We start from the raw sequence: 13,009 nt of genomic DNA, 5'->3' as shown, positions 1-13,009 counted from the left end.
CCGATCCATGACGGCCCCGATCCGATGACGACCAAACCGACGCTGTCGTTCTGGCAGATCTGGAACATGTGCTTCGGCTTTCTCGGCATCCAGTTCGGCTTCGCCCTGCAGAACGCCAACGTCAGCCGCATCTTCCAGACCCTGGGCGCCAGCATGGAGGCGATCCCGGTGCTGTGGATCGCCGCGCCGCTGACCGGCCTGATCGTGCAACCCATCGTCGGCTACCTGTCCGACCGCACCTGGACCCGGCTCGGCCGGCGCCGTCCCTACTTCCTGATCGGTGCGGTGCTGGCCACGCTGGCGCTGTTCGCGATGCCCAACTCGCCGACGCTGTGGATCGCGGCCGGCCTGCTGTGGGTGCTGGACGCATCCATCAACATCTCGATGGAGCCGTTCCGCGCCTTCGTCGGCGACCAGTTGCCGACCTCGCAGCGCGCCGGCGGCTATGCGATGCAGAGCTTCTTCATCGGCGTGGGTTCGGTGATCGCCAGCGCGCTGCCTTACGCGCTCGCCCATTTCGGCGTCGGCAACACCGCCGCGCCCGGCGCCGTGCCCGACACCGTGCGTTATGCGTTCTACTTCGGCGGCGCGGTGCTGCTGCTGTCGGTGGGCTGGACCGTGCTGCGCACGCGCGAGTACCCGCCGGAGATGCTGCGCGCGCACGACACCGCGCCGCGGCCGCCGCAGCGCGCGCTCGACGTCGCGCGCGCGCGCCGCCACGGCCTGGCCTGGCTGGTCGTGGGCATCGCGGGCGCCGGCGCGGTGCGGCGGTTCGGCTTCGATCCGCAGCTCTACATACTCGCCGGCCTGCTCGCCGGCTACGGCCTGGCGCTGGTGGCGGTCGGCCTGGTGCGGCGCGACCGCGCCTTCGCCCACATCATCGGCGACCTGCACGGCATGCCGGCGGAGATGCGCAAGCTCGCGGTGGTGCAGTTCTTCTCCTGGTTCGCCTTGTTCGCGATGTGGATCTACACCACCGCCGCGGTCACCCAGGTCCACTACGGCAGCAGCGATCCGTCCTCGGCGGCCTACAACGAAGGCGCCAACTGGGTCGGCGTGCTGTTCGCGGCCTACAACGGCTTCGCCGCGCTCGCGGCGATCGCGATCCCGTGGATGGTGCGCCGCCTGGGCCTGCGCCTGAGCCATCTGGTCAATGTCGGTCTCGGCGGCCTGGGCCTGCTGTCGTTCCTGCTGATTCGCGATCCGCAGTGGCTGCTGCTGTCGATGGTCGGCGTCGGCTTCGCCTGGGCCTCGATCCTGTCGCTGCCCTATGCCTTGCTGTCCGACAGCGTGCCGGCGGAGAAGATGGGCGTGTTCATGGGCATCTTCAATTTCTTCATCGTGATTCCGCAGTTGGTCGCGGCCAGCCTGCTGGGATTCTTGCTCAAGACCTGGTTCGGCGGCCAGCCCATGCAGGCCTTGGCGATCGGCGGCGTGAGTCTGATCGTGTCGGGCCTGTGCGTGTTGCGGGTGCGCGAGCCGGCGGTGCGTGCGCCATGAAAACCTGGTTCATGAAAGCCCGCTTCATGAAAACCCGACTCCCGTCGCGCGCCTTGGGCGCTGCGCTGCTGACGCTACTCGCGAGCACCGCCGCCGCCGCCGATACGCAAGGCGACTACTACGGAACGCTGGAACCCTTCGCCAGCGACGCCGTCTATTTCGTCCTCACCGACCGCTACGTCAACGGCGATCCGTCCGACGACCAGCGCGAACAGGGCGGCCCGGATCCGGCCACGCGCAGTTTCGACCGGCCCGTGCCCGGCGCGCCGGCCGGCGAGAGCGACAACATCGGCTACCTCGGCGGCGATTTCAAAGGCCTGCTCGCCAACGCCGGCTACATCCGCGAACTCGGCTTCGGCGCGGTCTGGCTTACGCCCATCGTCGACAACCCGGACCAGGCCTTCACCGGCGGCGAGGTGGTGACCTGGGGCGGCGCCTTCCAGGACCGCGGCAAGACCGGCTACCACGGCTACTGGGGCGTGGACTTCTATCGCCTCGACGAGCACCTGCCCAGCCGCGACCTGGATTTCGCCGGCCTCACCCAGGGCCTGCGCCGCCATGGCCTCAAGACCGTGCTCGACATCGTCGCCAACCACGGCTCGCCCTCGTTCACGATGCCGAGCGACCAGCCCAAGTTCGGCGAACTCTATCGCGACGGTGTGCTGGTCGCCGACCACCAAAACCTGGCGCCGGCCCAGCTCGATCCCGCCCATCAACCCTTGCACCGTTACTTTCATACCCAGGCCGACCTGGTGCAGCTGTCGAACATCGACGACACCAACCCCGAGGTGCTCGACTACTTCGTCGGCGCCTATACGCAATGGATCGACCAGGGCGCCGACGCGTTCCGCATCGACACCATCCGCCACATGCCGCATGCCTTCTGGAAAGCCTTCGCGCATCGCATCCGCGCCAAGCGGCCGGGCTTCTTCATGTTCGGCGAGGCCTTCGATTATCGGGCGCGCAACATCGCGCCGTTCACCTGGCCCGAGAACGGCGCTGTAAGCGTGCTCGACTTTCCGCTCAAGGAGCGGATGGCCGAGGTCTTCGGCCGCCGCAGCGCGGGCTACGAGCGGCTCGAGGAGCGGCTGTACCTGCGCCGCGGCCCGTACGCGAACCCGTACGAACTGATGACCTTCTACGACAACCACGACATGCCGCGCCTGGACGCGAGCGACGAGGGGTTCATCGACGCGCACAACTGGCTGTTCACCGCGCGCGGCATCCCGGTGGTCTACTACGGGTCGGAAACCGGCTTCATGCGCGGCCGCGCCGAGCACGCTGGCAACCGCAACTACTACGGCCAGGCGCGCATCGACGCAGCGCCGGGTCAGCCGATCTACGAACGGCTCCAGCGCATCGCGCGGCTGCGCGCGGCCACGCCGGCGTTGCAGCGCGGTCTGCAGGTGGATATGGAGTTCCGGGGCGATCGCGCCGCGTTCTATCGGGTCTACCAGCACGATGGTGCCGCGCAGATCGCGTTGGTGCTGCTCAACAAGGGCGCGGCGCCGGCGGACTTCGAGGTCCGGCGCTACCTGGAAGCCGGTGCATGGCGCGATGCCTTGGGCGATGGCAGCGTCGCTGTCGCCCGCGACGGCACCCTATCGGCCACGGTGCCGGCCCACGACGTCAAGGTGTTCGTGCTCGACGCGCCGCCCACGCGCAGGGACCTGCGCCGCGCACTGGACGCCTTGATGCGGCGCAAGCTCGTGCGTTGAACTGCGACCCCCGCGGTGCGCGCTCAGCTTCCGCTGGAACGCCGCACCACCAGCGAGGCGGGCAGGGTGATGCTCTCGGTGGTCTCGCCGAGGATCTGGCGCAGCAGGGTTTCCACCAGCAGCTCGCCGGCGCGCTTGGTGTCCTGGAACACCGTGGTCAACGGCGGGCTGGCGAAGCGCGCCATCGGGATATCGTCGAAGCCGACCACGGCCAGATCCTCGGGCACGCGCAGGCCGGCCTCGGCGAAGGCGCGCAGCGCGCCGATCGCGATCAGATCGCTGGCCGCGAACACCGCGTCGAAGCGGCCGCCGCGCGCCATCAGCTCGCGCGCGGCGGCGTAGCCGTCTTCCTCGAAGCTTTCCGCGTCGACCTGCAGGATCGCCTCCATGGCGCCACCGACTTCGCGCAGCGCGGCGTCGCAGCCGCGGAAGCGGTCGAAGAACTCCGGGCAATGGCTGGAGGCGCCGCCGAGGAAGGCGATGCGGCGATGGCCCAGGCCGACCAGGTGCTCGCCGGCCAGGCGTCCGCCGCTGAAGTTGTCGCAGCCGATCGACACACCCGGCTGATCCGGCAGCACCGCGCCCCAGCGCACGAAGCGCGTGCCTTGCGCGACCAGCTTCTCCAGCTTGCCCTTGTAGGCCAGGTAGTCGCCGTAGCCGAGCAGGATCAGGCCGTCGGCCTTCATGCTGTCCTCGTAGTCGGCGTGCCAGTCGTCGGAGAGTTGCTGGAACGAGATCAGCAGGTCCTGGCCCTCGCGTGCGCAGGCGCGCGTGATCGAGCCCAGCATGGACAGAAAGAAGGGGTTGATGTGCGACTCGTCCGGAGTCGGGTCCTCGAACAGCAGCAGCGCCAGCGTGCCCGAGCGTTGCGTGCGCAGGCTGGAGGCGTGGCGGTCGACCTTGTAGTTCATCTCGCGGACCAAGGCTTCGACCCGCTTGCGGGTTTCGGCGTTGACCAGCGGGCTGCCGCTGAGCACGCGCGAGACCGTGGCCTGCGACACGCCGGCGCGGTGCGCTATGTCCAGCGATGTGGCCTTGGATCTGCGGGTGCGCATGCACGGGGCCGGTCGACAGAGAATCCGCAGTGTAGTGAGCGCGTGGCCGCTGCGCATGCCGCATTGCCGCACGCGATCCATTCCGGTCATCGCGGTGACGTGGGTACGCCCATCGTGCTCGCGCTTGGCCTACGCCGGTGCAAGCTAGGTCGTCGCTTACGGCTCTGCATCGCGCAGGCGCGGATCCATCGCCGCGCGCAAGGCGTCGACCAGGGTGTTGATCGCGACGATCAGTGCGCCGACCACCAGCACCACGCCCAGCACCAGGGTGTAGTCGCGGTTGAGCGCGCCCTGGACGAAGTAGCGGCCCATGCCGGGGATGCCGAACACCTGCTCGACCACGGCCGAGCCGGTGACCACGTTGATCAAGGCCGGCGACAACCAGGCCGCGACCGGCAGCAGCGCCGGTTTCATCGCGTGCGCCAGCAACAGCCGCGCTTCCGACAGGCCGCGTGCGCGCGCCGCCTTGAGGTAGTCGGCCGACAAGGTTTCCAGCAGCGAGGCGCGGGTCAGGCGCGCGCAGTAGGCGATGTTGGGCAGCGCCAGCGCGATCACCGGCAGCACCACGTGGCTCCAGCCGCCCCAGCCGCCGGCCGGCAGCCAATGCAGGGTCACCGCGAACAGCAGCACCAGCAGCGGCGCGGCGACGAACTTCGGTATCGCCAGGCCCAGTCCCGCCGCGAACATCAACACGCGGTCGGTCCAGCGCCCGGCGCGCAAGGCCGCCCATGCGCCCAGCGGTATGCCCAGCAACAGCGCCAGCAGCAGGGCGAGGCCGCCGTTGAGCATCGACACCGGCAAGGCGCTGGCGATCAGCTGGGTCACGCGGTAGTCGGGGTACTGGAACGAAGGCCCGAGGTCGCCGCGGACCACGTCGCCCAGCCAGGCCAGGTATTGCGCGGGCAGCGGCCGATCCAGGCGGTACTGCGCGGCGAGCGCGGCCTGCACTTCCGGCGGCGCGGCCTTTTCCGTATCGAACGGGCCGCCCGGCGCGGCGCGCAGCAGCACGAAGCACAGCGTGGCCAGCAGCCACAGCGTCAGCAAGGCTTCCGCCAACCGTCCCAGCACGCGCTTCATCGCGCCGGTCCTGCGAAGGACAGCCAGCGGCTGGCGTGGCGATCGAGCGCGTTGGATTCGTAGCCGCGCACGCGTTCGCCGACCAGGTGCTTGGAGGTGTAGTAGTACAGCGGAATCACCGCGTCCGAATTCAACAGCCGGGTTTCGGCGGCGTGCAGCCAGGCGTTGCGCGCGGCTTCGGTCTGGGCGGCGTCGGCCTTGGCCAGGCGCTGGCGGAAGGCGGCGTCGTCGTAGCCGCTCCAGTTCAAAGGGCCGTCGCTGCCGAACGCGGCCAGGAAGTTGCGCGCGTCGGGCACGTCGCCGATCCAGCCGCCGCGGAACACCTGGGTGATCGCGCGCTGGCGGCGGTTCTGCACGAACACCTTCCATTCCTCGTTGCGCAGCCGCACCTGCACGCCCAGGGTCTGGCGCCACATCGCCGCCACCGCGAGCGCCAGGCGGCGGTGCGGGGTCGAGGTGTTGTAGCGCAGCTCGATCACCAGCGGCCGCTCGCGCGTGTAGCCGGCGGCGCGGTACAGCGCACGCGCCTGCGCCTCGCGCTGGGCCTGGCTCAGCGAGGCCCAAGCCGTCTGGGCCGGGGTGTAGCCGGCGATGCCGGGCGGCACGATGCCGTAGGCCGGGGTTTCGCCCAGGCCGGTGACGTGGCGGGTGAGCTTGTCGCGGTCGATCGCCATCGCCAGGGCCCGACGCAACTGCGGTTCGTCGCGCAGCGGCGGGCGGCTCAGGTTCATGCCCAGCCAGAACGCACCCAGGTAGGGCGACAGGCGCAGGCGCTCGCCGAAGCGCGCGCGCAAGGCCGTCAGCGGCTGCGGCGGCACCACTTCGGTGATGTCCAGGTCGCCGGCGGCGAAGCGCTGCAGTTCCGCGGCCGCGTCCTCGGTGACGTGGTAACGCACCTGCGCGATCGCCACCCGCGCGGCGTCGTGGAAGCGCGGATTGCGCTGCACCAGCAGATTGGCCTGCGGCGTCCACGCCGCGAGCGTATAGGCGCCGTTCGATACCAGCCGCCCCGGCCGGGTGTGCTGGGCCTGGTAGCGTTCAACCGCCGGCAGGTACACCGGAAACGCGATCGGCAGCGTCAGCAGCGCCGGCAGCGACGCGCTGCGCTGCAGGCGGAACACCACCGTGCGCGGATCCGGCGCCGACACGCCCAGTGCCGACGGCGGCTGCCGCCCGGCCTGCACCGCCTGCGCGTTTTCCAGCGCGTCGAACAGTTCGCCGAACGGCGCGGCGGTCGCCGGCGCGAACGCGCGCCGGAAACTGGCGACGATTTGGGGAGCGTCCAGGGCCTCGCCGTTGCTCCAGCGCAGGCCCTCGCGCAATACGAAGGTCCAGGTGCGGCCGTCGGCCGACACCGACCAGCGCTGCGCCATGCCTGGCACCAGCCGGCCGTGCGCGTCCTCGGTGACCAGGCCTTCGTACAGGTCGCGCAGCACATTGCCGCAGGCGACTTCCTGGCAGCGGTGCGCGTCCAGCGTGCTCGGCTCGGGGCCGTTGCCGCGCTCCAGCGTCTGTGCAGGCACGGCGCAGGGCATCAGCGCCAGTAGCAGGGCCGAACCATAGCGTTGCAGGGCGGACGTTGTTCGGTGCAAGGCGAGGGCTACACTGCCGGGGTCTGGTGATTGTAGGTCAGTGGCCGCATATCCCCGGAAGCAGCAAGGGCCGGGCGTCGCAGGACGCCGCCGGCCCTCCGCGCGTCGCGACGGCGGCGCGCGAGCAAGGCATCCCGCCTTGCAGCGCAGTGTCGACGAACGAGGTGCGTGTGTCCGGTCCCAGCCAGGTCAAGGATGTCCCGATTCCGCCGATGGCCAGCGGCGGTCGCACCGCGCTGATCGAATACCTGGTGTCCGGCGCGCGCGCCGACGACGACTGGAAGATCGGCACCGAGCACGAGAAGTTCGGCTTCCGCACCGACGACCTGCGCCCGCCGACCTTCGACGGCGAACGCGGCATCGAAGCCCTGCTCAAGGGCCTGACCCAGTTCGGCTGGGAGCCGGTGGAAGAACACGGCCGCGTGATCGCCCTGACCCGCGACCAGGCTTCGGTGTCGCTGGAGCCGGCCGGCCAGCTGGAACTGTCGGGCGCGCCGCTGGCGACCCTGCACGACACCTGCTGCGAGGCCGCGCAGCACCTGCGCGAAGTGCGCGCGGTCGCCGAGCCGATGGGGCTGGGCTTCCTCGGCATGGGCTTCCAGCCCAAGTGGCGCCGCGACGAAATGCCGTGGATGCCCAAGGGCCGTTACAAGATCATGCGCGAGTACATGCCCAAGGTCGGCACCCTGGGCCTGGACATGATGACCCGCACCAGCACCGTGCAAGTCAACCTGGATGTGCGCGACGAAGCCGACATGGTGAAGAAATTCCGCGTCTCGCTGGCCCTGCAGCCGATCGCGACCGCGCTGTTCGCCGACTCGCCGTTCACCGAAGGCAAGCCCAACGGCTTCCTGTCCTACCGTTCGCACATCTGGACCGACACCGACCGCGACCGCACCGGCCTGCTCGACTTCGTGTTCGAGGACGGCTTCGGCTACGAGCGCTACGTCGATTACCTGCTCGACGTGCCGATGTACTTCGTCTATCGCGACGGCACCTACATCGACGCCGCCGGCCAGTCGTTCCGCGACTACATGGACGCCAAGCTGCCGGCCTATCCGGACCAGCGGCCGACCCTGAAGGATTGGGCCGATCACACCACCACCGCGTTCCCGGAAGTGCGGCTGAAGAAATACCTGGAGATGCGCGGCGCCGATTCCGGCCCGTGGAACCGCATCTGCGCGCTGTCGGCGTTCTGGGTCGGCCTGCTGTACGACTCCAGCGCGCTGGATGCGGCCTGGGACCTGGTCCTGGACTTCACCCCGGAAGAGCGCCACGCCCTGCGCGATGGTGTGCCGAAGCAGGCGCTGCAGCTGCCGTTCCGCGACGGCAAGGTCCTGGACCTGGCCCGGCGCGCGCTGGAGATTTCCGCGCACGGCCTGGCCCGGCGCGGCAAATTCAACAGCAACGGCGCCGACGAATCGATCTACCTGGAACCGCTGCTGGAGTTCGTCGCACGCGGCCAGACCCCGGCCGAGCGCAAGCTCGAGCTGTTCCACGGCGCCTGGGGCGGCAGCGTGGATCCGGTGTTTACCGACTTCGCGTATTGAGGCGGCTCAGGCCGCGGTGCTCGATGCGGTGCGCCTGCGGCTTACCGCATCCTGCGTAGGGTGCGGTGATAACCGCAGCATCGCCGCCTGACGCGCAGCGCTCGATGCGGTGCGCCTGCGGCTTACCGCATCCTACATAGGGTGCGGTGATAACCGCAGCATCGCCGCCTGACGCGCAGCGCTCGATGCGGTGCGCTTGCGGCTTACCGCATCCTATGTAGGGTGCGGTGATAACCGCACCATCGCCGCCTGACGCGCAGCGCACACCTCGATCGCGTCGGATTCCGGCAGCGCCGCGGTGCTTCAGCCCGTCACCGCGTTCGCATTCGCCAACTGCTTGGACAACAGCCTGAGCTGGTCCAGTGCCGGCTTGTTCATGCGCCGTGCGTAGGGCGGCAGGCGCTTGGCTTTCGCCAGCGCGCCCTCGCACAGCTGGCGCGCTCGCTCGGTATCGCCCCAGCCCACCAGGGTCTGCGCGTAGTGCGCATGCGCGTCGAAGCCGCTGCTGTAGCCGACCAGAGTGTCGAACTCCTCGCGCGCCTTGGCGCGGTCGCCCTCGGCCGCGACTGCGCGGGCGTAGGTGAGGTGGCCCTCGTTGGAGCGGTAGTCGGGCCGACGCCGGATCAGCTCGTCGAGCAGTTCGCGCGCGCGCCGGGCGTGACCGCATTCCAGCAGCGCCTGCGCCAGCCGCACCTGGATATCGGGATCGTCGGCGTGGATGCCCTGCAGCGCCGATTCGTAGTGGGTCGCCGCTTCCGAAGCGCGGTCGCTGGCGAGCAGCGCATCGGCCAGGCGCAGACGGCGATCGGTGGTGGCCGCGTCCTCGAAGGCCTGCTGGGCCTCGCGCAGTTCGCGGCTGGGGTCGAGCGCGCGCTTGACCCCGCCGACCAGGGCGCGGCCATGGCGGCTGTGGCGCATCTCGGGCAGCCAGATCGTCAGGCCGTAGATCACGCTGCCGAGCAGCGGGAACATGAAAAGGATGCCGAGCCAGTAGCGCTCCTGCCCGCTGCGCACGGCGTGTACGGCGAAGAACAGCGCCACCAGCACGTGGGCGCCCAAACCCAGAAACGGCATACGGTCTCCCCTGTCCCGACCGGCGCACAGTGTCGGGGTTCCGCCTGCTTCTGGCTAGACCGTGGTGGGAGGAGCGAAACGCAGAGTCCAGGTCGTTACCGATGTAACCAAATTCATGAACGGCAGATTGCTGCAACGCACAAGTTGCTGTTATAGCCTAGCCATATGAATGTCATGACCGACACCAGCGACGAACCCTTGCGCGCGGTCGATTTCGCGCCCACCGACGCCTTGCTTCGCGAGGACGTAAAAAACCTGGGCGCGCTGGTCGGCGAGATCCTGGCCGAACAACGCGGCGCCGGTTTCCTCGATGCGGTCGAGCGTCTGCGCCGCGCCGCGATCCGGCGCCGCGAATCCGACCGCCCGCTGGCCGCACTCGCCGATGCCCTGGCCGACATCGACCTGGAGCAGGCCTCCGACCTGGTGCGCGCCTTCGCGACCTATTTCCAGGCGGTCAACCTGGCCGAACGCGTGCACCGCATCCGCCGCCGCCGCGACTACGAGCGCAGCGGCGCGGCCGCGCAACCCGGCGGCCTGCGGGACGTGCTGTCGGCGCTGGCCCGCGAAGGCGTCGGCGCCGACGAACTCGCGCAGCTGCTGCCGCGGCTGCGCATCGAACCGGTGTTCACCGCTCATCCCACCGAGGCCGTGCGCCGCGCCCTGCTGGAGAAGGAACGCCAGATCGTGGGCTGCCTGGTCGCCGACATCGACCGCAGCCGCACCCCGCCGGAGCGCCGCGCCGACCGCGAACGCATCCGCCTGGCCCTGACCGCGAGTTGGCAGACCGCCGAAGCGCCGGCCGCCAAGCCCAGCGTCGCCGACGAGTTCGAGCACGTCGGCTTCTATCTGTCCGACGTGCTCTACCGCGTGCTGCCGGTGTTCTACGAGATGTTCGAGGAAGCCCTGCGCGAGGCCTACGGCGATACGCCATCGCTGCCGGACGTGCTCGGTTTCGGCACCTGGGTCGGCGGCGACATGGACGGCAATCCCAACGTCGGCGCCGACACCATCGCCGCGACCCTGGCCGGTCAGCGCGCGCTGGTGCTGCGCGCCTACCGCCGCGACCTGGACGCGCTGGGCGAACTGCTGAGCCAGTCGGTGACGCGCGTGCGCATCGACGAAGCGGTGCTGGCGCGGGTCGAGGACTACAGCTACCTGTTGCCCAAGGCCGCCGCCGCGCTCAAGCCGCGCCACGCCGACATGCCGTATCGCAACCTGCTCAGCCTGATGTCCGCGCGCCTGCAGGCGACCGCCGACGAGAGCGTGCACGGCTATCCCGACGTGGCCGCGTTCCTGGCCGACATCGTCGCCATCGAGGACAGCCTCAACGCCAACCAGGGCGGACACGCCGGCGGCTTCGCGGTGCGTCGCCTGCGCCGTCGCGCCGAGTGCTTCGGTTTCCACCTCGCCAGCCTGGACCTGCGCCAGGACTCGGCCACCCACGACGCCGCTTTGTCCGCGGTGCTCGGCGACCCGGACTGGGAACGGCGCGCGCCGGCCGAGCGCGCGCAACGCCTGCATGCCTTGCTCGACGGCAGCGCGCCGCCGCGCAGCGACGGCAACGGCGCCGCGCGCGCCAGCCTGGACGTGTTCCGTGCGGTCGCAAGGCTGCGCCCGCGCTACGGCGAACATGCCTTCGGCCCCTACATCGTCAGCATGAGCCGCAGCGCCGCCGACGCCCTGGCCGTGCTCGCCCTGGCGCGCACCGCTGGCTGCGTTGACGCCGCCGGCCGCGTACCGCTGGACGTCGCACCGCTGTTCGAAACCGTCGACGACCTCGACGCCGCCGCCGACAGCTTGCGCGCGCTGTTCGCCGACCCGGTCTACCGCGCCCACCTCGACGCGCGCGGCGGCCGCCAGGTGGTCATGCTGGGTTATTCCGACAGCGCCAAGGACGGCGGCATGCTGGCCTCGCGCTGGGCCCTGCAGCAGACCCAGGTCGCGCTGACCGCGCTGGCCCAGGACAGCGGCGTGCGCATCGCGTTCTTCCATGGCCGCGGCGGTTCGATCAGCCGCGGCGGCGGCAAGACCGAGCGCGCGGTGATCGCCGCGCCGCGCGGTTCGGTCGACGGCTTCCTGCGCCTGACCGAACAGGGCGAGGTGATCCATCGCAAGTACGGCATCCGCGCGATCGCCCTGCGCAATCTGGAGCAGACCACCGGTGCGGTGCTGCGCGCGACCCTGCGCCCGCGCCCGCCCGAGCCGCGCGAAGCGGGCTGGCGTGCGATCGCGTCCGAACTGGCCGACGCCGCGCGCGCGCACTACCGCGCGCTGGTGCACGAGGACGCGCTGTTCCCTGCCTACTTCCGCGCCGCGACCCCGATCGATGTGATCGAACGCCTGCGGATAGGCTCCCGTCCGGCCAAGCGCGCCGGCGCCGGCGATATCGGTTCGCTGCGCGCGATTCCCTGGGTGTTCGCCTGGTCGCAGAACCGTGCCGGCCTGACCGCGTGGTACGGCGTCGGCACCGCGTTGGAGCGAGCGCTCGCGCGTCACGGCCGCGAGACCCTGGCCGAGATGGCGCGCGACTGGCCGTTCTTCACCACCCTGATCGACGATCTGGAAATGGTCCTGGCCAAATCCGATCCGGCGATCTTCGAGCGCTATTCGCTGCTCGCCGCGGCCCTGCCCGAAGGCGATCTGCATGCGCGCTTCCATCCCGGCATCGCCGCCGAATTCGAGCGCACCCGCACGGCGGTGCTGGCGATCAAGGGCAGTCGCGAACTGCTGACCGGCGACCACCGCCTGCGCCAATCGATCCGCCTGCGCAATCCTTATGTCGACCCGATCAGCCTGCTCCAGGTCGACCTGCTGGCACGCTGGCGTGCTGCCGGACGGCCCGACGATGCCTTGCAGCAGGCGCTGGTGGCGACGGTCAACGGCATCGCCGCGGGCGTGCAGAACACCGGCTGATTCGCGGCCGGCTTCCTTGCACAGCCTGTCGCCACGCGCATCCGGGCGTAGCCGCGACCCTACGAATCGACGATGGAAACCGGCCGGGCAGGCTTCGCCGCGCGCCCGATCTGATACTATCCCCCAGTATCAGGCGCCACAGACCGAGGCCGTTCCATGCCGCATTCCCCTGCAGAGAAAAAGCGAGTCCTGACCCGTGTCCGCCGCATCAAGGGCCAGACCGAGGCGCTGGAGCGCGCGCTGGAGCAGGGCAGCGAATGCGCGGCCGTGCTGCAGCAGATCGCGGCGATCCGCGGCGCCATCAACGGCCTGATGTCGGAAGTGCTGGAGAGCCACATCCGCGAGGAACTCGGCCAGGCCGTGTCCTCGCAGAAGACCCGCAGCGCCAGCATCGACGAGGTCGCCGCGCTGGTGCGCTCGTATCTGAAATGAATTCGCGGCACCGTTACCCGCTGCGCCCGAACCTCCGGTCGCAGCCCGTCTTTCCTTCCGCCTCGCGGAACGCCAACGCAGGAGAACCATCCCCATGA

At 69.9% G+C, this 13,009-nt stretch carries 9 protein-coding genes; 5 read left to right on the top strand and 4 right to left on the bottom strand.

Going from position 1 to position 13,009, the window contains the following annotated elements:
• The first annotated feature begins 24 nt into the window (after window positions 1–24).
• Window positions 25–1,500, top strand: a complete 1,476-nt coding sequence (locus ASD78_RS09850; RefSeq protein WP_056100779.1) for an MFS transporter — start codon at window positions 25–27, stop codon at window positions 1,498–1,500.
• Between the two features lie 26 nt (window positions 1,501–1,526).
• Window positions 1,527–3,218, top strand: a complete 1,692-nt coding sequence (locus ASD78_RS09845) for an alpha-amylase family glycosyl hydrolase (RefSeq protein ID WP_056100964.1) — start codon at window positions 1,527–1,529, stop codon at window positions 3,216–3,218.
• Between the two features lie 23 nt (window positions 3,219–3,241).
• On the opposite strand, the gene ASD78_RS09840 is transcribed toward ASD78_RS09845, so the two are convergent.
• From ASD78_RS09840 to ASD78_RS09830, 3 genes are all read right to left on the bottom strand, one after another.
• Window positions 3,242–4,273 carry a LacI family DNA-binding transcriptional regulator gene (locus ASD78_RS09840; RefSeq protein ID WP_056100776.1) on the bottom strand — a complete coding sequence of 344 codons (1,032 nt, stop codon included), beginning with the start codon at window positions 4,271–4,273 and terminating at the stop codon, window positions 3,242–3,244.
• A gap of 156 nt (window positions 4,274–4,429) precedes the next feature.
• Complete coding sequence (locus tag ASD78_RS09835) at window positions 4,430–5,350, bottom strand: ABC transporter permease subunit (protein WP_056100773.1); 921 nt, start codon at window positions 5,348–5,350, stop codon at window positions 4,430–4,432.
• Window positions 5,347–6,873: a peptide ABC transporter substrate-binding protein gene (locus ASD78_RS09830; protein ID WP_162250157.1), complete on the bottom strand. Its 1,527-nt coding sequence runs from the start codon at window positions 6,871–6,873 to the stop codon at window positions 5,347–5,349. The genes ASD78_RS09835 and ASD78_RS09830 overlap by 4 nt, the downstream gene beginning before the upstream one ends.
• A gap of 281 nt (window positions 6,874–7,154) precedes the next feature.
• Here ASD78_RS09830 and ASD78_RS09825 point away from each other — a divergent pair, with 281 nt between their 5' ends.
• Window positions 7,155–8,492 carry a glutamate--cysteine ligase gene (locus tag ASD78_RS09825; protein ID WP_156087697.1) on the top strand — a complete coding sequence of 446 codons (1,338 nt, stop codon included), beginning with the start codon at window positions 7,155–7,157 and terminating at the stop codon, window positions 8,490–8,492.
• A gap of 303 nt (window positions 8,493–8,795) precedes the next feature.
• Here the strand turns inward: ASD78_RS09825 and ASD78_RS09820 are convergent, their stop codons facing one another.
• A complete protein-coding gene (locus ASD78_RS09820; protein WP_082559605.1) occupies window positions 8,796–9,566 on the bottom strand; it encodes a tetratricopeptide repeat protein in 771 nt (256 codons plus the stop codon).
• A 174-nt stretch (window positions 9,567–9,740) separates the two neighbouring features.
• On the opposite strand from ASD78_RS09820, the gene ppc reads away from it, so the two are divergent.
• Both ppc and frmR read left to right on the top strand, forming a co-directional pair.
• Window positions 9,741–12,479, top strand: coding sequence for a phosphoenolpyruvate carboxylase (ppc, locus tag ASD78_RS09815; RefSeq protein WP_056100961.1), 2,739 nt, complete (start codon window positions 9,741–9,743; stop codon window positions 12,477–12,479).
• Window positions 12,480–12,635: 156 nt separating this feature from the next.
• Window positions 12,636–12,911 carry a formaldehyde-responsive transcriptional repressor FrmR gene (gene frmR / locus ASD78_RS09810; RefSeq protein ID WP_056100766.1) on the top strand — a complete coding sequence of 92 codons (276 nt, stop codon included), beginning with the start codon at window positions 12,636–12,638 and terminating at the stop codon, window positions 12,909–12,911.
• Window positions 12,912–13,009: the final 98 nt, after the last annotated feature.

Source organism: Lysobacter sp. Root667, assembly GCF_001427715.1.
Taxonomy (GTDB): Bacteria; Pseudomonadota; Gammaproteobacteria; order Xanthomonadales; family Xanthomonadaceae; genus Lysobacter.
The sequence above is the reverse complement of the archived record's forward strand: the minus strand, read 5'-3'. Positions and strand labels throughout refer to the sequence as shown.